The 23,167-nt window shown below is 64.6% G+C and carries 20 protein-coding genes; 14 read left to right on the top strand and 6 right to left on the bottom strand.

Annotated elements, in window-relative coordinates; genetic code table 11:
- The first annotated feature begins 78 nt into the window (after positions 1-78).
- The 6 genes from argE (at position 79) to A3AU_RS0129515 (ending at position 6,660) form a co-directional block, all read left to right on the top strand.
- Positions 79-1,203, top strand: coding sequence for an acetylornithine deacetylase (gene argE / locus A3AU_RS0129490; protein WP_027056103.1), 1,125 nt, complete (start codon positions 79-81; stop codon positions 1,201-1,203).
- Positions 1,204-1,214: 11 nt separating this feature from the next.
- Complete coding sequence (locus A3AU_RS0129495; protein WP_027056104.1) at positions 1,215-2,138, top strand: 2-hydroxyacid dehydrogenase; 924 nt, start codon at positions 1,215-1,217, stop codon at positions 2,136-2,138.
- Positions 2,139-2,162: 24 nt separating this feature from the next.
- A complete protein-coding gene (locus tag A3AU_RS0129500) occupies positions 2,163-2,516 on the top strand; it encodes a cupin domain-containing protein (protein ID WP_027056105.1) in 354 nt (117 codons plus the stop codon).
- A 151-nt stretch (positions 2,517-2,667) separates the two neighbouring features.
- A complete protein-coding gene (locus A3AU_RS0129505; protein ID WP_027056106.1) occupies positions 2,668-4,131 on the top strand; it encodes an aldehyde dehydrogenase family protein in 1,464 nt (487 codons plus the stop codon).
- A gap of 10 nt (positions 4,132-4,141) precedes the next feature.
- Positions 4,142-5,185, top strand: coding sequence for a tartrate dehydrogenase (locus A3AU_RS0129510; RefSeq protein ID WP_027056107.1), 1,044 nt, complete (start codon positions 4,142-4,144; stop codon positions 5,183-5,185).
- Between the two features lie 17 nt (positions 5,186-5,202).
- A complete protein-coding gene (locus tag A3AU_RS0129515; protein ID WP_027056108.1) occupies positions 5,203-6,660 on the top strand; it encodes an NAD-dependent succinate-semialdehyde dehydrogenase in 1,458 nt (485 codons plus the stop codon).
- Positions 6,661-6,672: 12 nt separating this feature from the next.
- Here A3AU_RS0129515 and A3AU_RS0129520 read toward each other — a convergent pair whose 3' ends face one another.
- A complete protein-coding gene (locus A3AU_RS0129520; protein WP_027056109.1) occupies positions 6,673-7,947 on the bottom strand; it encodes an NAD(P)/FAD-dependent oxidoreductase in 1,275 nt (424 codons plus the stop codon).
- Positions 7,948-7,963: 16 nt separating this feature from the next.
- Positions 7,964-8,632 carry a haloacid dehalogenase type II gene (locus tag A3AU_RS0129525; RefSeq protein WP_027056110.1) on the bottom strand — a complete coding sequence of 223 codons (669 nt, stop codon included), beginning with the start codon at positions 8,630-8,632 and terminating at the stop codon, positions 7,964-7,966.
- Positions 8,633-8,951: 319 nt separating this feature from the next.
- Here A3AU_RS0129525 and A3AU_RS0129535 point away from each other — a divergent pair, with 319 nt between their 5' ends.
- The 7 genes from A3AU_RS0129535 to A3AU_RS0129565 all read left to right on the top strand — a co-directional run bounded on the left by A3AU_RS0129535 (position 8,952) and on the right by A3AU_RS0129565 (position 17,448).
- Entirely contained in the window at positions 8,952-9,791 is an 840-nt protein-coding gene (locus A3AU_RS0129535) for a GNAT family N-acetyltransferase (RefSeq protein WP_027056111.1), read from the top strand.
- Positions 9,792-9,906: 115 nt separating this feature from the next.
- A complete protein-coding gene (locus A3AU_RS0129540; protein WP_027056112.1) occupies positions 9,907-11,280 on the top strand; it encodes an aspartate aminotransferase family protein in 1,374 nt (457 codons plus the stop codon).
- Between the two features lie 264 nt (positions 11,281-11,544).
- Positions 11,545-12,237, top strand: a complete 693-nt coding sequence (locus A3AU_RS0129545; protein ID WP_418001083.1) for an HAD-IA family hydrolase — start codon at positions 11,545-11,547, stop codon at positions 12,235-12,237.
- Between the two features lie 64 nt (positions 12,238-12,301).
- Positions 12,302-13,912 carry an ABC transporter substrate-binding protein gene (locus A3AU_RS0129550; RefSeq protein WP_027056114.1) on the top strand — a complete coding sequence of 537 codons (1,611 nt, stop codon included), beginning with the start codon at positions 12,302-12,304 and terminating at the stop codon, positions 13,910-13,912.
- Between the two features lie 85 nt (positions 13,913-13,997).
- Complete coding sequence (locus A3AU_RS0129555) at positions 13,998-14,948, top strand: ABC transporter permease (RefSeq protein WP_027056115.1); 951 nt, start codon at positions 13,998-14,000, stop codon at positions 14,946-14,948.
- Positions 14,945-15,796, top strand: a complete 852-nt coding sequence (locus A3AU_RS0129560) for an ABC transporter permease (protein ID WP_027056116.1) — start codon at positions 14,945-14,947, stop codon at positions 15,794-15,796. Before A3AU_RS0129555 ends, A3AU_RS0129560 begins: the two co-directional genes overlap by 4 nt.
- Positions 15,793-17,448 (top strand): ABC transporter ATP-binding protein, encoded by a 1,656-nt coding sequence (locus tag A3AU_RS0129565; RefSeq protein WP_027056117.1) that lies wholly within the window; start codon positions 15,793-15,795, stop codon positions 17,446-17,448. The genes A3AU_RS0129560 and A3AU_RS0129565 overlap by 4 nt, the downstream gene beginning before the upstream one ends.
- Before the next feature lie 15 nt (positions 17,449-17,463).
- On the opposite strand, the gene A3AU_RS0129570 is transcribed toward A3AU_RS0129565, so the two are convergent.
- Positions 17,464-17,940, bottom strand: a complete 477-nt coding sequence (locus A3AU_RS0129570) for an Lrp/AsnC family transcriptional regulator (RefSeq protein ID WP_027056118.1) — start codon at positions 17,938-17,940, stop codon at positions 17,464-17,466.
- A gap of 223 nt (positions 17,941-18,163) precedes the next feature.
- On the opposite strand from A3AU_RS0129570, the gene A3AU_RS0129575 reads away from it, so the two are divergent.
- A complete protein-coding gene (locus tag A3AU_RS0129575; protein WP_027056119.1) occupies positions 18,164-19,489 on the top strand; it encodes an NAD(P)/FAD-dependent oxidoreductase in 1,326 nt (441 codons plus the stop codon).
- Between the two features lie 26 nt (positions 19,490-19,515).
- Here A3AU_RS0129575 and A3AU_RS0129580 read toward each other — a convergent pair whose 3' ends face one another.
- The 3 genes from A3AU_RS0129580 to A3AU_RS0129590 are packed head-to-tail and all read right to left on the bottom strand — an operon-like array spanning position 19,516 to position 23,164.
- Positions 19,516-20,883 (bottom strand): FAD/NAD(P)-dependent oxidoreductase, encoded by a 1,368-nt coding sequence (locus A3AU_RS0129580; protein ID WP_027056120.1) that lies wholly within the window; start codon positions 20,881-20,883, stop codon positions 19,516-19,518.
- Positions 20,880-21,182 (bottom strand): (2Fe-2S)-binding protein, encoded by a 303-nt coding sequence (locus A3AU_RS0129585; protein WP_027056121.1) that lies wholly within the window; start codon positions 21,180-21,182, stop codon positions 20,880-20,882. The genes A3AU_RS0129580 and A3AU_RS0129585 overlap by 4 nt, the downstream gene beginning before the upstream one ends.
- Entirely contained in the window at positions 21,179-23,164 is a 1,986-nt protein-coding gene (locus A3AU_RS0129590; RefSeq protein WP_027056122.1) for a hydantoinase B/oxoprolinase family protein, read from the bottom strand. The genes A3AU_RS0129585 and A3AU_RS0129590 overlap by 4 nt, the downstream gene beginning before the upstream one ends.
- Positions 23,165-23,167: the final 3 nt, after the last annotated feature.

Genomic DNA, 23,167 nt, shown 5'->3' on the forward strand with positions numbered 1-23,167 from the left:
CACATCCTTCCCGGCAATGTTGCAACTATGGTCGACGGCACCCAACCCCGGCGAACCCGAAACGTTTTGAGAGCTGGAATGGACGTCTTCGACATTCTCGACCGTCTCGTCGCCTTTCCATCGGTTGCCGGCAAGCCGAACGGCGACATCGCAGGGTGGATCGAGGCCTACCTCGCGGGACACGGAATAAAGGTCACCCTGCTTCCAGGGCCGGAAGGCGACCGTTTCAATCTTTTCGCGACGGTCGGGCCCGCCGATGTCCCCGGCTACATCCTGTCCGGCCACATGGACGTCGTTCCCGCCGGCGAGCCGCAATGGAGTTCGGCTCCTTTCGCGCTGCACCTGGAGGGCGAGCGGCTCTATGGACGCGGCACCACCGACATGAAGGGATTTCTGGCCGCAGCGCTCGCCGCCGTGCCTGCGCTGGCGGGACTTCGCCTTGCCAGGCCAATCCACCTCGCCTTCTCTTATGACGAGGAGGTGGGATGCCGAGGGGTGCCGCATCTGATCGCCCGCCTTCCCGAACTTTGCGCCAAGCCGCTCGGCGTCATCGTCGGCGAGCCGAGCGTCATGCGCGCGGTGCGCGGCCACAAGGGCAAGGCGGCCGCCCGCGTGACCGTCCACGGGCGTACCGGGCATTCCTCACGGCCCGATCTCGGCCTGAACGCCATCCACGGCATGGCTGATGTGCTGAGCACGGCCGTCGGTGAAGCCGGGCGGCTGACGCGCGGTCCGTTCGACCTTTCGTTCGAGCCATCCTACTCCTCGCTGCAAGCCGGCGTGGTGGCGGGCGGACAGTCGGTCAACATAATTCCCGACACCTGCACTCTGGACCTGGAGGCTCGCGCCATTCCAGGCGTCGACCCGGCCAACCTGCTCACGCCGGTAAAGGCGCGAGCCGACGCGCTTGCAGCCGAAGGTTTTCGGGTCGAGTGGACGCCGATGAGCGCCTATCCGGCGCTGTCGCTGCCACAAGACGCGGCACTGGCGGCATTGCTGCGCGAGTTGACCGGCAAAGCGCCGCTTGCCGCCGTCAGCTACGGCACCGAGGCCGGACTTTACCAGGCCGCCGGGTTAGACGCGATCATTTGCGGGCCCGGCGACATCGGCCGCGCCCACAAGCCGGACGAATACATTCTCGCCAGCGAGCTCACCGCCTGCCAGCGGATGATCGAGGCGCTTGGCGCCCGTTGCGCGGCCTGAAGGGAACCGCAATGACGTTCCTTTTCAATTCCGATGCGCGGCGCGGCGCGGTCTTCGCCGAGGCCTTCGCCAAGGAATTGCCCGACCTCCCCTTCGCCATGGACGCCACGACCGTCGATCCCGACGCCGTACGCTATCTCATCACCTGGACCTCGCCAGAAGACGTCGCGCGTTACAGAAACCTGGAGATCCTGTTTTCGATTGGCGCCGGCGTCGACCAGTTCCGCCTCGATACATTACCGGAACAAGTGAAGATCGTGCGCACCGTCGAGGAAGGCATCGTGCGCATGATGCAGGAATATGTGACGCTGGCCGTGCTTGCGCTGCATCGCAACCTGCCCGCCTATCTGGCACAGCAGCGCGCCGGTGAATGGCGTGATATCCCGCAGCTCCAGGCCAGGTCGTGCCGGATTGGCGTGCTCGGCCTCGGGCAACTCGGCCAGGCCGTCCTCGACCGGCTGAAGCCCTTCGGCTTTCCGCTCGCCGGCTGGAGCCGCTCGCCGCGGCAGATCGACGGCGTGACTTGCCATCACGGCGAGTTCGGGCTGGAGAAGATACTCGCGGCCAGCGACATACTGGTCTGCCTGCTGCCGCTGACCGAGGCGACGCGCGGTTTCCTCGATGCCGATCTGTTTGCGAAACTGCCCAAGGGCGCAGCGCTCGTCCACACCGGCCGAGGGCCACAGCTCGCTCATGAAGCCCTCATCGCCGCCCTCGATAGCGGCCATCTGTCGGCCGCAAGCATTGACGTGACCGATCCCGAACCGCTTCCCGCGGGCCATCCTTTCTGGTCGCATCCGAAGATCATCCTGACCCCGCATGTCGCCAGCGTCACCCAGCCCGCCACCGCCGCGCGGGCGATCATCGAAGACATCCGACGCCACCGCGCCGGGCTCGACCCCATCGGGCTCGTCGACCGGTCGCGCGGCTATTGAAGTCCAACCTGAAAGGCCATCCCCTTGTCCCTGCTCAAGACCGTCGATACCGACCCAATCTTCTCGCCTCGCGAATCCAAGGCACTGCCCGAAAGGCTGATAGCCGGCGACCCCGCCTTCAAGACCTGGGCGCAGGACGTGGCCAAGGACGACCTCGTCCATACCGGCGTCTGGGAGGCGACGCCGGGCGAGACGCGCTCGATCAAGGGCGAGACTTTCGAATTCTGCCACATCCTCACCGGCGTGATCGAAATCACGCCCGACGGCGGCAAGCCGGTGACCTACCGCGCCGGCGACAGTTTTGTCATGAAGCCCGGCTTCACCGGAGTCTGGAAGACCATCGAAACGGTGCGCAAGATCTACGTGACCGTCGGCTGACCGGCCCGCTCGAAGTTTTTCAGCCACCGCAACAGATTTTGCCGTCCCGCGCGGCGGGCGCGCAACATTCGTCCGCGGCGGTTCGCCGAACGATGCATGCTGCTTGCCCGCCCACGCTAGGGTCATGGTCAATGCTGCTGAGTGGTCACCCATGAGCCTGAGCTTCAATCCAGACAAGGTCACTCTCCCCATCGGCCAGTTTATCGGCGGTGAGGTGATCGTGGCCGAGGGCGCGATCGAGATGCGCCGCCCCTCGGATGGCAAGGCATATGCCGGCTGCCCGGTGGCTGGCGCCGATATGGTCGACCGAGCGGTAGCGAGCGCCAGGGCGGCGCTCAAGGCCAGCAACTGGGGCGGGGTTCGGCCGCGCGAACGCACCAGGGCGCTCCAGGCCTGGGCCGACCTGATCGACGCGGAAGCCGATACGCTGGCGAAAATCGAGGCGCTGTGCTCGACGCGGCCCGTCGGCCAGCTTGTCGCCGGCGACATTGCCATAACCGCCGAGCAGATCCGCTTTTTTGCCGAGTTCGCCGACAAGGAGGGCAGCGAGCTTGTGCCCACGGACGATGCCACCCTTGGCATGATCATGAGCGAGCCCTATGGCGTGGTCGGCGCGATCACGCCCTGGAATTTTCCAATCTCGATGGCCGGCTGGAAGCTCGGTCCAGCGCTGGCCGCAGGCAACGCTGTCGTGCTGAAGCCGTCGGAAATGACACCCTTCTCGGCTGTCTATATGGCAGAGCTCGCCGTCAGGGCCGGCCTGCCGGCCGGGCTGATCAATGTGGTGCTCGGCGACGGTCCGACGACCGGCACGGCGCTGACCGGCCATCCCGAGATCGCCAAGGTCTCCTTCACCGGCTCGACCCGCGCCGGTTCAGCGATCATGGAGAATGTCGCCCGCACTGGCGTCAAGCCGATGACGCTGGAACTCGGCGGCAAGAGCCCGCAAATCGTCTTTGCCGATGCCGATCTCGACAAGGCGGCAATGGCGATCGCTGGCAGCGTCACTTTCAATGCCGGCCAGGCCTGCGTGGCCGGCACGCGTCTGATCGTCGAGAGGGGTGTCGCCGACAGGCTGACGTCCGCCATCCTCGAACGGATGAAGGCGGCTCGGCCGGGCCCGACCTGGGACGAGACCACGCAGTATTCGCCTGTTATCTCGGAACGACAGCGATCGCGCATCGACAGCATCGTGCGGGCCGCGGTCGAGGCCGGCGGCGAATGCCTGACCGGCGGGTCGGCCATGGACAGTCCGGGCTATTTCTACCAGCCGACGCTGATTGCCAATGTCGACCAGTCCAATCCGGCGATCATCGAGGAGATCTTCGGCCCGGTCCTGACCGTCCAGACCTTCGAGACCGAGGAAGAGGCGCTGGCGCTGTCCAGCCATCCGACCTACGGGCTGGCCTCCGGCCTGTTCACATCAGATCTCTCCCGCACCATCCGTCTCGCGCGCAAGCTCGAGGCGGGCACGGTCTGGGTCAACCGTTACAGTCGCTCTCGCGACCACATCCTGCCTACCGGCGGCTACAAGCGCTCCGGCATCGGCAAGGACCTTGGCCGCGAAGCCTATCTCGCCAATCGCAGGACCAAGAGCGTCCTGATCAGCCTGTGAAGAGATGCCGATGAGATCCTACTCGATTGCCCTGATCCCCGGTGACGGCATCGGCCGCGATGTGACCGCCGCCGGCTGGTCCGTGCTGGAAACGGCGGCCAAACACGCAGGCTTTGTCCTGACGGGAACCGAGTTCCCCTGGTCCTGCACGTTCTTCAAGGAAACCGGCCGCATGATGCCGCAGGACGGCATCGACACCTTGCGCGCCTTCGACGCCATCCTTCTCGGCGCGGTCGGCTGGCCGACAGAGGTACCGGATTCCGTCTCGCTCCACGGCCTGCTGCTGCCGATCCGCAAGGCGTTCGTGCAATACGCCAACATCCGGCCGCATCGCTTGCTGCCGGGCGTGACAGGGCCGCTGCGGGCGGAGAACTTCGACATCCTGTGCATTCGCGAGAACACCGAGGGCGAGTATTCGGGCGCCGGCGGGCGCGTGCACCAAGGCACGCAGGACGAGGTCGCAGTCGAGACCTCGATCTTCACCCGCGCCGGCGTCGAGCGCATCCTGCGCTTCGGTTTCGAGCAGGCGCGGGCGCGCCGGGGCAAGCTCGCCTCCGTCACCAAGTCCAATGCGCAGAAATACTCGATGGTGTTCTGGGACGAGATCACCGGCAAGCTGGCGGCGGACTATCCCGACGTCGCCGTGACCAGCTATCACGTCGACGCGCTCGCCGCGCGCATGATCATGGCGCCGGAAAGCCTCGACGTGGTCGTAGCCTCCAACCTTTTCGGCGATATCCTGACCGACATCGGCGCGGCGATCCAGGGCGGACTGGGCTACGCCGCCTCCGCCAACATCAACCCGGACCGCTCGGCGCCGTCGATGTTCGAGCCAGTGCACGGCTCCGCGCCGGACATTGCTCATCTCGGCATCGCCAATCCGATCGCCACCATCTGGTCCGGCGCCATGATGCTCGATCATCTCGGCGAAACAGCCGTCGCCGACCGCATCATGAAAGCCGTCGAAGCGACAACCGCGCGCGGCATTGGAACCATTGCCGGCAAGGATCGCACGGAAGCCATCACGGCCGCCGTCGTCGCGGCGCTCATCTGATTGCAAGGTCGTCTTCGATGAAAAACCTGAAAGACAAAAGTCTGTTCCGCGAGGCCGGCCTGACCGGCGGCAAATGGGTTGTGTCCGACTCCGGCAAGACGGTCGAGGTCATCGATCCGGCGACCCAGGCCGCCATCGGCACGGTGCCTGATATGGCCGGTCCGGAAACCCGTGCGGCCATAGAGGCCGCGGCGTCCGCCTATGGGGATTGGAGGAAGAAGACCAACGCCGAGCGTGCCAGCCTCCTGGAAACCTGGCATGGCCTGATGCTCGCCCATCTGGACGATCTAGCGCTGATCCTGACCACGGAACAGGGCAAGCCGCTGGACGAGGCCAGAGGCGAGATCCGTTATGGCGCGTCCTTCGTCAAATGGTTCGCCGAGGAAGCGCGGCGCATCAACGGTCACACCATCCCCTCGCCCACATCCGACCGCCGCATCATCGTGCTGAAGGAACCCGTCGGTGTCTGCGGCATCATCACGCCGTGGAATTTTCCCAATGCGATGATCACTCGCAAGGTCGCGCCGGCTCTGGCCGCCGGCTGCACGGTGGTGATCAAGCCATCCGAGTTCACGCCCTATTCGGCGCTGGCGCTGGGCGTGCTTGCCGAGCGGGCGGGCATCCCCGCCGGCGTCATCAACATCGTCACCGGCATGCCGGCCGAGATCGGCAACGAGATCATGGCCAACGAAACTGTGCGCAAGATCTCCTTCACCGGCTCGACACGGATCGGCTCGCTGCTGATGCGCGGCGCGGCCGACAGTGTGAAGCGGCTCAGCCTCGAACTCGGCGGCAACGCGCCTTTCATCGTCTTCGACGACGCCGATCTCGATCTCGCCATCGAGGGCGCGCTCGTCTCTAAGTTCCGCAATGGCGGCCAGACCTGCGTCTGCGCCAACCGCATCCTCGTCCAGGCCGGCGTCTATGACGCGTTCGCAGCGAAGCTCACGGCTCGAGTCAACGCCATGACGGTTGGGCCAGGCACGCAGCCCGGCGTCGCCATCGGGCCGATGATCAACATGGCGGCGGTCGAGAAGATCAACCGCCACGTCGAGGACGCGCTCGCCAAAGGTGCCGAGATCATCACCGACAGGCCGGCCTTGCCCGACGGTCCTCAATACGTTGCGCCGCTGGTGCTGACCGGCGCCACGGCGCAGATGCAGCTCGCCGGCGAGGAAACGTTTGGTCCCGTCGCGCCGCTTTTCCGGTTCGAGACGGAGGAGCAAGCGATCACGCTGGCAAACGGCACGCCCTACGGGCTTGCCTCCTACTTCTATACCGAGAATCTGAAGCGCGCCTGGCGCGTCGGCGAGGCCCTGGAGTTCGGCATGGTGGGGCTCAACACCGGCTCCGTCTCGATGGAAGTGGCTCCCTTCGGCGGCGTCAAGCAGTCCGGCCTCGGGCGCGAAGGGGCCCAGGCCGGTATCGAGGAATATCTCGAGATGAAGAGCTTTCACATGGGCGGGCTGGGCTGAGGCCGCCCCCAATCACTGGATCCGATCGAGCGCCTTGTAGTAGAGGCCGACCATCGGCAGGAACCACGGCTTGCCCGAATAACCGGGAATGGAAGGCCACTCGAGACCCTTCACGGGATTGCGGTCCTCGCGGCCGAGCATGGCATCGGCCATGATCATGCCGAGATGGGTGGAAAGCTGCGCGCCATGGCCGGAATAGCCCATCGCGTACCAGACACCGTCATGGTAGCCGGCGCGTGGGAAGCGGTCCTTGGTCATGTCGACCAGCCCGCCCCAGCAATAGTCGATTTCGACCTTGGCGAGCTGCGGGAAGATCGCCGCGAGGCCGGCCTGCAAGATTTGCCCGCTCTTGGCGTCGGAGCGCTGGTCGGACGTGGCCGAGAAACGTGCGCGACCGCCGAAGATCAGACGCCTGTCGGGCGAAAGCCGGAAGTAGTTGCCGATGTTCATCGAGGTCACGCATGTCCGGTTGCCCGGCATGGTGGCAGTGATCTCGGCGTCGCTTAAGGGCCGCGTGGCGATGATGAAGCTGCCGACGGAGATGAGCCTGCGGCGGAAATAGCCGAAGTCAGGCGTCGTGTAGGCGCCGGTCGCCACCAGCACGTTGTCGGCGCTGATCCGGCCTCGCGAAGTGGCCAGCTCATGCCTGCTTCCGGCCTGCTTGCGGTCCGTCACCCTGGTGTTCTCATGGATGACGGCGCCATGGCGGGCGGCGGCCGTGGCGAGACCCGCCACATAGCGGCCCATATGCATCATGGCGCTCTTCTTCGACAGCATCGCGCCGTGGAAGGGTGAGCCGATCTCGGATTTGAGATCGGCCGTCGAAAGCAGCGCCGTCTCCTGATCCACCTCGGCATGGACGGCTTCGAAGTTGCGCGCGATCGCCGCGAAATGCTGCGGCTTGGAGGCAAGCTTCAGCTTGCCGGCGCGGCGGAAATTGCAATCGATGCCTTCCTCGGCGACCAGCGCCTCGATGGTGTCGACAGAATCGTCCAACGCCCGGTAGAGCGCGATCGCGCGTTCCTTGCCGAGCTCCGCCTTGGCCGAGAGATAACTGTGGGCGAGGCCGTTGTTCAGGTGCCCACCATTGCGGCCGGATGCTCCCCAGCCCACCCGCTCCGCTTCCAGCACAGCCACCTTGGAGCCGGCCTTGGCCAGTTGGCGCGCGGCGGCAAGACCGGTGAAGCCGCCACCGATGATCGCGGCATCGTAGTGCCCCTCGACCGGGCCTTGCGCGCCGCCGGAAAAGACCGGGGCGGTGTCGTGCCAGTAGGAAACCAGCTTCATCGGGAATCCGCCCGTTTCAAAGCCCGACCACGCCCGGAAGACCCGAAATGTCCGGTATCTCGATATAGCCATAGTAAGGGTTGGCCGGTTCGTGGCCGCGGTTGACCCATACCTTGTTCTTGATACCGAGATCATGCGCCGACATCAGGTCGTAGCGGAACGACGACGAACAGTGAAGGACGTCTTCCGGACCGCAGCCCAGCATGTCGAGCATATATTCAAAGGCTTTGAAGCGCGGCTTGTAGGCCTGAGCCTGCTCGGCCGTGTAGACGGCATGGAACGGCGCGCCGAGCTTCTCGACGTTGGACATGATCTGCGCGTTCATAGCGTTGGACAGGATGACCAGCGGGATTTCCTTGGCAACCTTCGCCAGACCCGCCGGAACATCGGCGTGCGGCCCCCAGGTCGGGACACGCTCATAGACCATTTTGGCGTCATCGGGGCTGAAGGCGACACCATTGCGCTTGCAGGAGCGCTCAAGCGCATTGTGGATGACGTCGGCATAGGGCTTCCAGTCGCCGAGAATCTCATCGAGCCGATAGGCGGCGAAGTTCTTGATGAACTCCTGCATGCGCGCCTCATCAAGCCGGCTGCCGTATAGGTCGCGCGCCGCTTCCGCCATCTGGAAGAAGGTCAGCGTGCCGTAGCAGTCGAAGGTGATGTATTTGGGCCTGAAAGAAGCCATGTCCGTCGATCTCCGGTGGAAGCACACCCGCGTTGGCATGTATCTCATCATAGGACGGCAGGCAGCGACCCACCTGACCGAAATCGCCCTCTCGAAAGCAGAAAGTTCCGTATCCGCCATCGGGTTTGGCACGCTGTAGCATCTGGCCGTCGATCGGAGCGCCCGCCCGCGACCTGAACTGCCCCCACCGAGGAGGGGATCAGCAGAAGATGCGGCGCGCGCCCCGCGCAAAGGCGAAAGATACCGCCGCGACCGAAGCCTTCAGACGATCTGCGGCGCGCCGATGCCCGAGACTTGCGTGCAGATGGAAGGATGCTCCATGCAGCAGGGTGAGATCGAACTCCGGGCCTTCGGGCCTGACCATATCGAAGGCGCGGTGGCGCTTTCTCGCCAGGAGAACTGGCCGCATCGCCCGCAGGACTGGCGGATGGCGCTGCAGCTCTCGAGCGGCGCGGTCGCGCTCGACGACCGGGGCCAGGTCACCGGAACCATCCTGGTGACGCCCTATGGCATGGACTGCGCCATGATCAACATGGTGATCGTCGACAGGGCCATGCGGGGCAAGGGGCTCGGACGCCGGCTTATGGAGAAGGGTTTCGCCCTGGCCGAGGACCGGCCGCTGCGGCTTGTCGCGACGACGGACGGCATGCCTCTTTATGAGAAACTGGGCTTCGTGCCCTCCGGCACCATTCTGCAACATCAGGGCCAGGTCGCGGAACTCGGCGCGCCAGATGGCGTGGAAGCCGCGGGCATCGATGATTTGCTTGAAATCAAGGCGCTGGACCGCGACGCCTATGGCGCCGACCGCGAAGCCCTCATCGATGCGCTCTCGGAGCGCGGCCAATTCGCGGTCATCCGCCGCAACGGCGCCATCGAAGCCTATGCGGCGATCCGCCCGTTCGGACGCGGCGAGGTGGTCGGTCCGGTGATCGCGGGAAGCGCCGACGAGGCGAAGGCCCTGATCGGCTTCTTCGCCGCGTCGCGCGGCGGCGCTTTCCTGCGTGTCGATACCGACAGCCGGACCGGCTTGGCCGGTTGGCTCGCGGAAATCGGCCTCGCCCATGTCGGCGGTGGCGTCACCATGGACCGTCCGTCCAACAGGAGCGCGCGACAGGCCAGGCCAAAAGTTTACGCACTCGCCAACCAGGCGCTCGGCTAGAGCTGATCACCATTTCACGGAAACGGTGATCAGCTCTAACTCTTTGTTTTTACGCAATTCCGGACGGAAAACCGCTCACACTTTTCCTGGAATTGCTTTAGTCCGGAGAATAACAATGCTCGCCAATTCCCTGATCGAACTCGATCGCGCCCATCTCATCCATCCGGTCTCGTCATATCGCGGCCATGAGGCGCTCGGCGTGCGCGTGCTGAAATCGGCCAAGGGTGCGACCGTGACCGATGCGTCCGGCAGGCAGCTCGTCGACGGTTTCGCAGGATTGTGGTGCGTCAACGCCGGCTACGGCCACGACAGCATCGTCGAGGCGGCGGCCCGGCAGATGCGCGAGCTTCCCTACGCCACCGCCTATTTCGACCTCGGTTCGGAGCCGGCCATCCGGCTTGCCTCGGAGCTCGCCGAGCGGGCACCCGGCGATCTAAACCATGTCTACTTCACGCTTGGAGGATCGGACGCTGTCGACAGCACGATCCGTTTCGTCCGCTACTACTGGAACGCCAAGGGCGAGCCGCGGCGCGACCAGTTCATTTCGATCGAGCAGGGCTATCACGGGTCGTCGGTGGTCGGCGCGGGCCTGACCGCCCTGCCCGCCTTTCACGCGGGTTTCGGCATCCCCTTCGAGTGGCAGCACAAGATCCCCTCGCCCTATCCCTATCGCAACCCGGTGGGTGAAGACGGCAACGCGATCACCGCCGCATCGCTCGCCGCGCTGAAAGCGAAGATCGAGGCGATCGGGCCGGAGCGGGTCGCCGCCTTCTACGCCGAGCCGATCCAGGGCTCGGGCGGGGTCATTGTGCCACCGAAAGGCTGGATCAAGGCGGTGCGCGAGCTCTGCCGCGAATATGGCATCCTGTTCATCGCCGACGAGGTGATCACTGGCTTCGGCCGCACCGGGCCTCTGTTCGCCTGCACGGACGAGGACATCGTTCCCGATTTCATGACGACGGCGAAGGGCCTGACCTCGGGCTACGTTCCCATGGGCGCCGTATTCATGGCCGATCACGTGTACGACGTCATCGCCGATGGCGCGGGCGCTTCGGCGGTCGGCCACGGCTACACCTATTCCGCCCATCCCGTCAGCGCCGCTGTCGCGCTCGAAGTGTTGAAGCTTTACGAGGACGGCCTTCTGGAAAATGGCATCAAGGCCGGCGCCCACCTGATGGCGGGATTGGAGAGCCTGAAGGACCACCCTCTCGTCGGCGACGTGCGCGGTCGCGGCATGCTTGCGGCGGTCGAACTGGTGACCGACAAGCGGAAAAAGACACCGCTTCCGGCGTCTTCGGTGCCGGCCCGACGGGTCTTCGACAGGGCCTGGGACAACGGCTTGATCATCCGTGCCTTTGCGCATGGAGTTATCGGCTACGCCCCGCCGCTCTGCTGCACGGATAGCGATATCGATACGATCATCGAACGCACGCGCCAAACGCTCGACCAGACGCTGGCCGATCCGGACGTCCGCCGGGACATGGCATGACGGGCGGATTTTCCATGTCTCGAAATATCGCCGGGACGGATGATTTCGCAATTTTGTGCCGCGTCCCAGCGCCATTTCGGCGAATCCAGCGCGGGGGAAGTGCCAGACTGCTCATAAGACAAGGCCAGAAAGCCCGGATTTCCGAGCCTTCTAAAAAGGCCGACGCCCCGGACAGCACGGAATTTTGTTCTGTTCAGCACATGCAATTCGGCCGCGCGCAGAGGAGAGCCAGTTTTGGCCAGGGGCTTTAGAGAATTCAAGTACATGACCTTCGACGTCGTCGGCACGCTGATCGACTTCGAAGGCGGCATTACGATCTGCCTGGCCGGGATTGCCGACGATGCAGGTCTTTCCATCGATGGCGAAGCCGCGCTGACCCTGTATCGGAAGGCCCGCTACATGCCCGACGCGGGACTGTTCCCTGACGATCTCGTGCGTGTCTACATGGTCATCGCGCCGCAACTCGGCCTGCCGGCCGAGGAGAAATATGGCATCCGGCTGCGGGACTCCGCCAGCGCCTGGCAAGGCTTCCCCGACAGCGCGACGGCATTGGCTGAGCTTGCGAAATCCCACAAGCTGATTGCCATGACCAATGCCCGGCGCTGGGCGCTCGACCACTTCGAGAGGCAGCTTGGATCGCCCTTCTTCGCCACCTTCACGGCCGACGACACCGGCACGGAGAAACCGGATCCGGCCTTTTTCCAGAAGGTCTTCGATTTCGTCGCCTCAAGGGGCGATAGCAAGGACGACATCCTGCACGTCGCGCAAAGCCAATATCACGACATCGGCATATCCCGTGCGCTTGGCGTGACCAATTGCTGGATCGAACGCCGACACGCCCAGAAGGGCTATGGCGGCACGATCGAGCCCGAGCGCTTCACCGTACCAGACCACCACTTCACCTCGATGGCCTCCCTTGCAGCGGCCGTTCGGGAAAGCCTGAAGGAACGAGCCTGAACCAAAGCCCGGAAAGCCGCAGCAAGACGAGCATCCCGACCAAACAAACAGAAAGGGGAATAACATGACCGACAAGATCACGAACTGGACCAGCGCGGACGATGCCATGGTCGAAAATGCCATTCGACGCGGCGCCAGCCGTCGCGAACTTCTCAAGATGCTCTTGGCCGGCGGCGCCGCGGTTGCCGCGGGCAGCGTGGTGCTCGGCAGAGCGACCCAAGCCGTCGCCGCCACGCCCGTTTCCGGCGGAAATTTGAAGGCGGCCGGCTGGTCGTCCTCGACCGCCGACACGCTTGATCCGGCAAAGGCGTCGCTCTCCACCGACTACGTCCGCTGCTGCTCGCTGTATAATCGCCTGACCTTCCTCGACAAGGATGGCAAGACGCAGATGGAGCTGGCCGAAAGCTTCGACAGCAAGGACGCCAAGACCTGGACAGTGAAGCTGCGCAAGGGCGTCACCTTCCACGACGGCAAGGACCTCACCGCCGACGACGTCGTCTACTCGCTAAAGCGCCATCTCGACAAAGCGGTCGGCTCCAAGGTCGCCAAGATCGCCGCGCAAATGACCGGCTTCAAGTCGGTCGACAAGTCGACCGTCGAAATCACCCTCGCCGACCCGAATGCGGATCTTCCGACCATCCTGGCGCTGCACCATTTCATGATCGTCCAGGACGGCACCACGGACTTCTCCAAGGGCAACGGCACCGGTGCCTTCGTGCTGCAAACGTTCGAACCGGGCGTGCGCTCGGTGGTCACCAAGAACAAGAACTACTGGAAGTCCGGCAAGCCCTACCTCGACTCCTTCGAGTTCATCGCCATCAGCGACGACAGCGCCCGCGTCAACGCCCTGCTTTCCGGCGACATAAATTTTGCGGCTTCGATCAATCCGCGCGCCATGAAGCTCGTCAGCGGCCAGCAAGGCTTCGAATTGTTGCAATCGACTTCAGGCAACTACACCGACCTCAACATTCGGCTCGACATGGATCCTGGCAGCAAGGCCGACTTCGTCGCCGGTATGAAGTATCTCGTCAACCGCGAACAGATCGTCAAATCGGCTTTGCGCGGGCTCGGCGAAATCGGCAACGACCAGCCCGTCTCGCCTGCGAACATCTACCACAATGCAGACCTCAAGCCGAAGGCGTTCGATCCGGACAAGGCGAAGTTCCACTTCCAGAAGGCGGGCTTGCTTGGCCAGTCCATCCCGGTGGTCGCCTCCGACGCCGCGACCTCGTCGATCGACATGGCAGTGATCATCCAGGCCGCAGGCGCCGACATCGGTATGAAGCTCGACGTCCAGCGCGTCCCGGCCGACGGCTACTGGGACAATTACTGGCTCAAGGCGCCTATCCATTTCGGCAACATCAATCCACGCCCGACGCCGGACATCCTGTTCTCACTCCTCTATGCTTCCAACGCGCCGTGGAACGAGAGCCAGTACAAGTCCGAGAAGTTCGACAAGTTGCTCGTCGAGGCGCGCGGGTCGCTCGACCAGGCCAAGCGCAAGGAAATCTACAACCAGATGCAGACTATGGTGTCCGAGGAGGCCGGCACCATCATCCCGGCCTACATTTCCAACGTGGATGCCCTCTCCAGCAAGGTGAAGGGTTTGGAAGCGAACCCGCTCGGTGGCATGATGGGCTACGCAATGGCGGAATATCTCTGGCTCGAAGCCTGAGAGAAGCCTGCCGGGGACCGGTCAGCCGGCCCCCGGCACTGCATTGCGCAAGATTGTTGGCCGACTGCAACCCGGGAGCGCTTCCATGAAGTCTGGGGTTCTGAACCTCGTGATGAAGCGGCTGGCGGTCGCGGTGGTCACCCTTCTGATCGTCCTGTTCGCCGTGTTTTTCGCCACCAGCATGCTGCCTGGCGACACCGCGTCGATCCTTCTCGGCCAGGCGGCGACACCCGAGGCTGTCGCAGGCCTGCGCGAGGCCATGCATCTCAACGATCCGGCGATCCTCCGCTTCGTGCTCTGGCTCGTCGGCCTGCTGCACGGCGACCTCGGCACCTCCTACGCCAACCAGATGCCGGTCGCGGCGCTGATCGGCGGGCGCCTGGTCAACACCATGAAGCTCGCCGCCATCACGACGCTGCTCTCGGTGCCGCTGGCGCTGACGCTCGGTATCACCGCAGCGATGCTCAGGGGCTCGGTCTACGACCGCACCGTCACCGTCTTTTCGATCGGCGTCATTTCCGTGCCGGAATTCATGGTCGCGACCCTCGCGGTCCTGCTCTTCGCCGTCTATCTGAAATGGCTGCCGGCGTTGTCCTCGGTCAACGAGGCGCATTCGCTGACCGACCTTGTGCGCATCTATGCCATGCCGGTGATCACGCTCACCTTCGTCATCTCCGCGCAAATGATCCGAATGACCCGCGCCGCGGTGATCGAGACGCTCTCCACGCCCTATGTCGAGATGGCGCTTCTGAAAGGCGCCTCGCGAAGCCGCATGGTGCTGCGGCACGCGCTCCCCAATGCGCTCGGTCCCATCGTCAACGCGGTTGCGCTCTCGCTATCCTATCTGGTGGGCGGCGTCATCATCGTGGAGACAATCTTCAACTATCCCGGCATCGCCAAGCTGATGGTCGATGCCGTCGCCACCCGCGACCTGCCCCTGATCCAGAGCTGCGCGATGATCTTCTGCCTCGGCTACCTCTTCCTCATCACCGCCGCCGATATCGTCGCCATCATGTCCAACCCGAGGCTCAGATGACGATGGCGCGCGCGACAACCTCCCGACGGTCGTTCCTGGGGTATAGCTACAGCCTCGTGGGCGTCGTCGCCGCTTTAGTCATCCTGGCCTGGATGCTCGTCGCGATCCTCGCTCCCTACATCATTCCCCATTCGATCGGAGACATTGTCGACGACGACTATTTCGGCCCGATGCGGCAAGGGCTGTGGCTCGGCTCCGACTATCTGGGTCGCGACATGCTCTCGCGGGTTCTGATGGGCGCGCGCTATACCGTCGGAATTTCACTTGCCGCCGTCTTCATTGCCTGCTTTTCGGGCGTCGTGCTGGGGATGACAGCAGCCGTCACCGGTGGCTGGCTCGACACGTGCCTCAGCCGCTTCCTGGACGCGATGAACTCCATTCCCAGCAAGCTTTTCGGTCTTGTCGTCGTTGCCGCGGTCGGCTCGTCGATCCCTGCACTGATCCTGACGCTCGCGGTCATCTATACCCCTGGCGCCTACCGCTTCGCGCGGGCACTCGCCGTCAACATCAACACGATGGACTTCATGACCGTCGCCCGCGTGCGCGGCGAAAACACCGCCTATCTCATCGGCTCCGAGATCCTGCCCAACATCATCCGGCCGGTGCTGGCCGATTTCGGCCTGCGCTTCGTCTTCATCGTTCTGCTGCTCTCGGGCCTCTCCTTCCTGGGCCTCGGCCTGCAGCCACCGCTCGCCGACTGGGGCGCGCTGGTGCGCGAGAATATCGGCGGCCTGCCCTTCGCGGCTCCCGCCGTCATCATTCCCTCGCTGGCGATCGCCAGCCTCACCATCAGCGTAAACCTGCTGATCGACAATCTGCCGCAAAAGATCAGGGACCGGGACGCATGACCAATCTCGTCGAGGTCAGGGATCTGAGGATCGAGGCGACCACCGACGCCGGCAGGATTGTCGAGATCATCAAGGGCGTCAGCCTCGACATCCCCGACGGCGAGATCGTCGCCCTCATCGGCGAAAGCGGCTCCGGCAAGACGACGGTGGCGCTCTCGCTCATGGGCTATGCGCGGCCCGGCTGCCGGATCACCGGCGGCGAGATCAACGTGAACGGCAAGAACATGGCGGCGCTTTCCGAAAAGCAGCGCGCCAGGTTACGCGGCACAGACATCGCCTACGTTCCGCAGAGTGCCGCCGCCTCCTTCAATCCCTCGTCGACGATCATGGAGCAGGTGATCGAGGTCACGCGGATCCACAACCTGATGCCGCCCGAGCGAGCGCGTCAGCGTGCGGTCGAGTTGTTCAAGGCCCTGTCGCTGCCGGACCCGGAAGGGATCGGCGCGCGTTATCCGCACCAGGTTTCGGGTGGGCAATTGCAGCGCCTGGCGGCGGCCATGGCGCTTATCGGCGATCCCAAGCTGGTCATCTTCGACGAGCCGACGACGGCCCTCGACGTGACAACCCAGATCGACGTGCTGAAAGCCTTCAAATCGGTCATGCGCGCGGGCGGAATAGCAGGTATCTATGTCTCCCACGACCTGGCCGTCGTCGCCCAGATCGCCGACCACATCGTGGTGCTGAAGGGCGGCGAAGTGCAGGAGGCCGGCACCACGGCTCGGATGCTTTCCGCTGCCCAGCACCCCTATACGCGCGAACTGCTGGCTGCCTTCGAGCCGAAACCACGGCAAACGCATGCGGACGGGGATGCAGGCGCCAAGCCGTTGCTGCGCATCGACAATGTGACCGCCGGCTATGGCGCGGTGCGAGAGAACGGGCTGCCACTCATCCGGGCCGTCGATTCCGTCAGCCTGGTCGTCGAGACAGGACGCAACCTCGGCATCATCGGCGAATCCGGCTGCGGAAAATCGACGCTGGCGCGCGTCATCGCCGGCATCCATCCGGCTGCGACCGGCAACATCGTCTTCGACGGCAAGCAACTGGAGCGCGCCGCAGGGAAACGCAGCCAGGACCAACTGCGCGAGATGCAGATCGTGTTCCAGTATGCCGATACCGCGCTCAATCCGGCCAAGCCGGTGGAGGACATCATCTCCCGGCCGCTGGCCTTCTATCACCAACTCGACAGGCAGGCGCGCTCGAAACGCGTCGACGAATTGCTCGACATGGTTCGCCTGCCGAGGACGCTTCGTTACCGTCGCCCGTCGGAACTCTCAGGCGGCCAGAAGCAGCGGGTGAACTTCGCCCGCGCCCTTGCGGCCGGCCCCAAGCTCATCATCTGCGACGAAATCACCTCGGCGCTCGACACGGTGGTCGCTGCCGCCGTGATCGAACTGCTCAAGGAGTTGCAGCGCGAGTTGAGCCTTTCCTACATTTTCATCAGCCACGACCTCTCCGTCGTCGAAGCGATCTGCGACGAGATCATGGTCATGTACAACGGGGAGCGGGTGGAGCAGATCACGCCTGACAAGCTCAAGGCGCCCACCCATCCTTATTCGAAGCTTCTCTTCTCCTCCGTGCCAAAGCTTGATCCGACGTGGCTCGATGGCCTCGTCCGCGACCCAGAACTCGTCAGCCAGTACGGCCACCGCTGACGAGACGGCAGAGCCTTACCTCGGAAAAAGACTTGGCAGCGGCATGTGCGCCTTGACGATGGGGGACTTCAGCACGACGAACGAGAAATACTTGTCGATGCCGATATCCATGTCGGTCAGCCGTTCCATGATGGTCTGGTATTCGCCGATGCCGGCGGTCACGAATTTCATCAGATAGTCGTAGCCGCCCGACACGAGGTGGCATTCGATCACCTGCTCTATCTTCTCCACCACGGCGAGAAAGCGGGCGAAATCCACCTGACGATGGTTCTTCAAGGTGATTTCGGTGAAGACGGTCAGCGCCTGGCCGAGCTTGCCGAGATTGATCTGCGCGGAATACCCTTCAATGTAGCCCTCGGACTGGAGTCTCTTGACCCGCATCAAGCACGGGCTTGGCGACAGATGCACAAGATCGGCCAGCTCCACGTTGGTAATGCGGCCGTTCTTCTGCAATTCGTGAAGAATCTTGATGTCGATCCGATCCAGTTTCATGACCGTCTCCGCAGAACGCATGCCGCAGCACAAAATGCTGCCGTACCAATAGCCATCGACACTATCACAGCCCGCTGGCCTGTCCATCCGGGCGGACATCGCTTTGAAACGCAGTGTCTCCCGATTTAAGCCGGGCCGCCGGAATAAAATTCTGCTTCGGCTTCAACTCCAGCAGCGGCTGCCTGCGCAACACGCTAGATTGGCGCTTCAGGATAGAGGGACCATGCGCGCGCCGTTGCAGCAAATCGAGACGTCCAGTGAACTGCCGCAATCCGCGGATGCGGTGGTGATCGGCGGCGGCATCGTCGGCGTCTTCACAGCCTACTATCTTGCCAGGCGCGGTATGAAGGTCGCGCTTGTCGAGAAGGGGCGCATCGGCGCCGAGCAGTCCTCCAGGAACTGGGGATGGTGCCGCCAGCAGAACCGCGACGCCCGCGAACTGCCGATGGCGACCCGCAGCCTCGATCTGTGGGACAGCTTCGCAACGGAAACCGGTGAAGACACCGGCTTTCGCCGCTGCGGCCTGCTCTATCTCAGCAATGACGAGGCGGAACTGGACGGCTGGGCGCGCTGGCGTGACTTTGCCACGCCGGCCGGCGTCACCACACACATGCTTGACAGCGCCGAAGCTAGCGAGCGGGGCCGCGCCACGGGCCAAACCTGGAAGGGCGGCGTCTCCTCGCCGACCGACGGCACAGCCGACCCGTCGCGGGCCGCTCCTTCTGTCGCCCGTGCCATCCTCAAGCTCGGCGGCTCCGTACACCAGAATTGCGCCGCGCGCGGTATCGAGACCGAGGGCGGGCGCCTGAGCGGCGTGGTGACGGAAAGCGGCACGATCCGGACGAAGGTAGCGGTCCTGGCGGGCGGCGCCTGGGCGTCCTCCTTTTGCCATCAGTTCGGCTTCCGCTTCCCGCAAGCATCGGTGCGCTCCTCCATCCTGTCTGTCTCGCCCGGCGCAGAGGGCCTGCCGGATGCGCTGCACACGGCAAGGATCTCGGCCACGCGTCGCGGCGACGGCGGTTACACGCTTGCCATAAGCGGGCGCGGCCGCGTCGACGTCACGCCGCAGCAGCTGCGCTTCTCCTCGCAATTCGTGCCCATGTTCCTGAAGCGGTGGCGAAGCTTGGCGCCCGGCGGCCTGCAAGGCATGCGCTCGGGCCACGAAACGCTTCGACACTGGCGGCTCGACCAGCCGACGCCGATGGAGCGGATGCGCATCCTCGATCCAATCCCGGACCGGGCGACCATTCGCCTGACCCACGCCCGCGCGCTCGAACTGCTGCCCGACCTCCGAAAGACGACGGTCAGCGCGGCCTGGGCCGGCTACATCGACAGCACGCCGGACGGCGTGCCCGCCATCGGCGAGATAACCACTCTTCCTGGTTTCTTCCTGGCTGCGGGATTTTCGGGGCACGGCTTCGGCATCGGGCCTGGCGCCGGGCACCTCGTCGCGGACCTGGTGACCGGGTCGGAACCGATCGTCGATCCGACATCCTATGATCCCCGGCGCTTCGATGCTTCGGCCTGGGGAAAGGTCGCCGATTTCTAGGATGTGATCGTCATTCATGCACGGCCTCAGCCATCCCGCAGAAAAGCGCTGATAGGAGCGGGCCTGGCAGGGGCCTGTGCGCGAAACCGGCCGACGGTGTCGGGCGTGCAGCCTGCTTGCGCGGCAACAAGCTCAACGGCAGCCAAAAGGCAGTAACGCCCCTGGCAACGCCCCATGCCGGCGCGCGAGAGCGACTTAACCCTGTTGGCCTCGCCGCCACCGAAATCCACGCTTCGGCGTACATCTCCGGCACTCACATTCTCGCAGCGGCAGACGATCGCATCGTCGGGGAGTGCCAACGCCATCTCGACCGGCCAGGGAAAGGCGCAAGCCAGGCCGCGGGCAAAGCGCGCGAGCCGGGCGAGCTTGCGCAGATCAGCCGCGGTGGAGGGCGCCGGATGTCCGAGATCGGCAAGGCATGCCGCCGCCGCGAGACGCCCAGCGATCTCCGCGCCGTCCGCTCCCAGAAGGCGAACCCCATCGCCGGCAAGGTAGACGCCATTGCCGGCCCGACCCATTTCGTCGGTCTTTGGCAGCCATTGCCGCCACTGTTCGTCATAGGTGAACGCGCATCCCACGAGGTCGGCCAAGTGGGTCTCTGCCCGCAGGTGCCAGCCCATGCCGACCATGTCGCATGGGGACAGCCGCTGCCTTCCGCCGGCGTCGCGCCAGCGCATCGCGGTGACGCCTCGTTCGTCGGCCTCGATACGTTCGAGCGTCACGCCCGCATGGTAGCGGCGGCCGAGCCTCGCCCGCAGGGCCAGGCCGCGCAGCGCGACCAATGGCCGAGCGGCAATTCCCCCGAGCCCTCGCATCTGCTGGCGCCAGGGTGAGGTGTCGAGCACCGCCGCCACATCCGCTCCAGCCTTGACGAGCTGGGCACCGACCAGCGTCAGCAGAGGTCCCGATCCGATCAGGATGATCCGCCGCCCGAGCGCCACGCCCTGCGCCTTGAGCGCGATCTGGGCGGCGCCAAGGCTGTAGACGCCGGCGCTCTGCCAGCCCGGGACGGGAGTGACGCGGTCGGATGCGCCCGTGGCGAGGATCACGCGGTCGTAGCTGATCATCTGCACGCCACTCTCCCCCAGCACGTGCAACCGCCTCTCGTGCACGGCGACGACGGAGCTCGCTGCGTAGTGGGTAAGCCGCCCGTCTTTGGCCAGCCGGTCGAACAGCGCATGCAGCGCACGCGCCTTCGCCGCTTCCGATCCGTAGAGCTGCTCTGGCGTTCGGACGAAGCCGGCCGGCGGGCGGCGATAGATCTGTCCGCCGGCGCGATTGCCTTCGTCGATCACCACCGGGTGGAGCCCGGCCTCGACCAGCGTTGCCGCCGACCTTATGCCGGCCGGACCGGCGCCCACGATCACGACCCGTGACACTGAGGTTTCGCTCACGGCCAGTTCTCCGGTGGCGTCGTGCGCAGCTTCATACCTTCGGTGACAAACGCCGAGCACGCCCGCAGGCGCGGTCCCTCGTCCTGCCACACCCAGCAATCCTGGCAGGCTCCCATCAAACAGAAGCCCGCGCGCGGCTCGGGTCCGAACTCGGAGCTTCGCAGCGCGTGTCCGGAACCCAGCATGGCGGTCAGCACAGTGTCGCCCGCTAGTGCAGAGCGCTTCTCCCCATCGAGAAAGAAATGCAGCTGCGCCCGGTCGGGTTCGGCCAACCGGACGATGCGGCCGGCGGTGATCATTCCGCGGCCTCTTGCACGGGTTGAGAACGCGGCAGTTCGGGGAACCGTTTGCAGACCCCATCAAACGCCGCCTGGACGCCTTCCGACCCCGAGCGCCCTTTCATGCGACGGAATATCTCCGTCTTGGCGAAGAACCGCCAATGGATCGGCAAATCCCTCAGTATGGCGGTGAGCCGGTGATAGGCTGCTGGCGTCCATTGCGCTTCGTAGCCTTCGCGCTCCGGACCGAAATGGAAATGGCCGGTGGCCGGCCGCTGCTCTGCGCGCCGCCTTTCCGTCGCCTGCTCGTCGACCTCGCCGTCGCGGATGACGACGCCATAGTCGCGCTCGGCCGATGCCACTGAAACATAGCCGCGCCGAACGTCCTGCGCGACCCGCCAAGGCTCGCGTTGATGCGGTTCGCCGCGCCCGCCGCCTCCCGCGGAGCGGATGTCGAGCACGTCGCCGGGCTGCAGTACCGCGGTGTCGATGTTGCCCAGCCGCCTCTCATGTTCGGTCCCAGGATTGACGATCATGTCCGACAGGCCGGCCGCCTTGCCGCCCAGCACGCCCCAGGGACGAAAGAAGCTGCGGTCGCGATTGCGCGCCGTGATCCTGGAATCGGGGGCGAAGACACGGAAGGCCATCTCGGTCGCCAGCCCACCGCGCCAGCGACCGGCTCCGCCACTATCCCGGGCGAGCCCGTATTTCAGGAATTCGACTGGGGTCTCGGTTTCGGTGATCTCGATCGGCGTGTTCTTGAGATAGGCGGCATCGGCGCCCGATCCGTTGGTTCCGTCGCGATGCGGCATCGCGCCGCCGCCCCCTACCACCGGGTTGACCGCTGCGATGACGGTCTGGCTGGTGCGCTCGTCCGTCGTCATGACGTTGACGATGCAGTTGTTGCCAGCCGGTGCCGCCGGCAGGCGTGCCGGCATCGCTTGCGAAAAGGCGCCGAAGATGACTGACCGCAGGCGTGCACAGGTGAGCGAACGCATGCCCACGGCAGCGGGATAGACCGGGTTCAGCACCGAACCATGAGGGGTAATGCAGGTGAAGGGCCGGGTGAGGCCCGTGTTAAGCAGGATCTTCGGGTTGAGTGTATAGAGCACATAGTAAACGCCGACGAGCAGGATGGTGTGGCGTGGGTCACCGCCGGTGGGCACGTTGAGTGAGGAGCCGAGCTGCGGATCTGAACCGGTGAAGTCGAGCACCGCCTCGTCGCCCCTGATCGTCAGCGTCAACTTCAGCCGGCAGGGATTGGCTTCGACCGAATCCTCGTCGGCATAGTCGGCGAACTCCCATGTGCCGTCTGGCATGGAGCGCAGCACGTCGCGTGCCTGCGCCTCCGCATGGTCGAGAAGAGCAGCAACGCCTTCCACGAAGCCGGTCTTGCCGAACTTCCGCACCATCGCCTGGATCTTGCGCTCGCCGGTGTTGAGCGCGCCGACCAACGCCTTGATATCGCCTATGTTGAGGTCGGGCTTGCGCACATTGGTGCTCATGATCCGCAGGATCATCTCGTCGAACACGCCTTCGGTTACGAGCTTCATGGGAGGAAAGCGGATGCCTTCCTGATGGATTTCGGTCAGCGCCCGGCTGAGAGAAGCGGGCACCGCCCCGCCCATGTCGGTGTTGTGGATGTGCCCTCCGGTCCAGGCGATGATCTCGTCATCGACGAAGACCGGCTTCCACAAATGCGTGTCGGGCGCGTGGGTGGCAACGTAGCCGGAATAGGGATCGTTGGTGAAGGCAACGTCTCCAGGCCGGTAGTCGTCCACCATCGCGATTGCGCGGTGATACGAAACCCCGGGATGCCAGGTGGTGCCGAGTTCCATTGGGACGGCGAAGGTCGCGCCGGAGCGGTCCAGCAGCATCACCGTGAAGTCCTGCGTTTCCTTGACAAAGGCGGAGTGCGCGGTGCGGTGCAGCGTGTGGGCCATATTTTCGGCGGCTGCGCGGGCGTGGTTCGCCAGAACCTGAAGGTTTGTTCGGTCGAACATGGC

The sequence above is a fragment of the Mesorhizobium erdmanii USDA 3471 genome, from assembly GCF_000472705.1.
GTDB lineage: Bacteria > Pseudomonadota > Alphaproteobacteria > Rhizobiales > Rhizobiaceae > Mesorhizobium > Mesorhizobium erdmanii.

Bases quoted from the DNA above. Each gene is read 5' to 3' on its own strand.
- A3AU_RS0129590 (WP_027056122.1), bottom strand. From the start codon at position 23,164: ATGTTCGACCGAACAAACCTTCAGGTTCTGGCGAACCACGCCCGCGCA.
- A3AU_RS0129510 (WP_027056107.1), top strand. From the start codon at position 4,142: ATGAGATCCTACTCGATTGCCCTGATCCCCGGTGACGGCATCGGCCGC.
- A3AU_RS0129560 (WP_027056116.1), top strand. From the start codon at position 14,945: ATGACGATGGCGCGCGCGACAACCTCCCGACGGTCGTTCCTGGGGTAT.
- A3AU_RS0129545 (WP_418001083.1), top strand. From the start codon at position 11,545: ATGACCTTCGACGTCGTCGGCACGCTGATCGACTTCGAAGGCGGCATT.
- argE (WP_027056103.1), top strand. From the start codon at position 79: ATGGACGTCTTCGACATTCTCGACCGTCTCGTCGCCTTTCCATCGGTT.
- A3AU_RS0129515 (WP_027056108.1), top strand. From the start codon at position 5,203: ATGAAAAACCTGAAAGACAAAAGTCTGTTCCGCGAGGCCGGCCTGACC.
- A3AU_RS0129535 (WP_027056111.1), top strand. From the start codon at position 8,952: ATGCAGCAGGGTGAGATCGAACTCCGGGCCTTCGGGCCTGACCATATC.
- A3AU_RS0129520 (WP_027056109.1), bottom strand. From the start codon at position 7,947: ATGAAGCTGGTTTCCTACTGGCACGACACCGCCCCGGTCTTTTCCGGC.
- A3AU_RS0129540 (WP_027056112.1), top strand. From the start codon at position 9,907: ATGCTCGCCAATTCCCTGATCGAACTCGATCGCGCCCATCTCATCCAT.
- A3AU_RS0129575 (WP_027056119.1), top strand. From the start codon at position 18,164: ATGCGCGCGCCGTTGCAGCAAATCGAGACGTCCAGTGAACTGCCGCAA.
- A3AU_RS0129550 (WP_027056114.1), top strand. From the start codon at position 12,302: ATGACCGACAAGATCACGAACTGGACCAGCGCGGACGATGCCATGGTC.
- A3AU_RS0129555 (WP_027056115.1), top strand. From the start codon at position 13,998: ATGAAGTCTGGGGTTCTGAACCTCGTGATGAAGCGGCTGGCGGTCGCG.
- A3AU_RS0129505 (WP_027056106.1), top strand. From the start codon at position 2,668: ATGAGCCTGAGCTTCAATCCAGACAAGGTCACTCTCCCCATCGGCCAG.
- A3AU_RS0129525 (WP_027056110.1), bottom strand. From the start codon at position 8,632: ATGGCTTCTTTCAGGCCCAAATACATCACCTTCGACTGCTACGGCACG.
- A3AU_RS0129570 (WP_027056118.1), bottom strand. From the start codon at position 17,940: ATGAAACTGGATCGGATCGACATCAAGATTCTTCACGAATTGCAGAAG.
- A3AU_RS0129585 (WP_027056121.1), bottom strand. From the start codon at position 21,182: ATGATCACCGCCGGCCGCATCGTCCGGTTGGCCGAACCCGACCGGGCG.
- A3AU_RS0129565 (WP_027056117.1), top strand. From the start codon at position 15,793: ATGACCAATCTCGTCGAGGTCAGGGATCTGAGGATCGAGGCGACCACC.
- A3AU_RS0129495 (WP_027056104.1), top strand. From the start codon at position 1,215: ATGACGTTCCTTTTCAATTCCGATGCGCGGCGCGGCGCGGTCTTCGCC.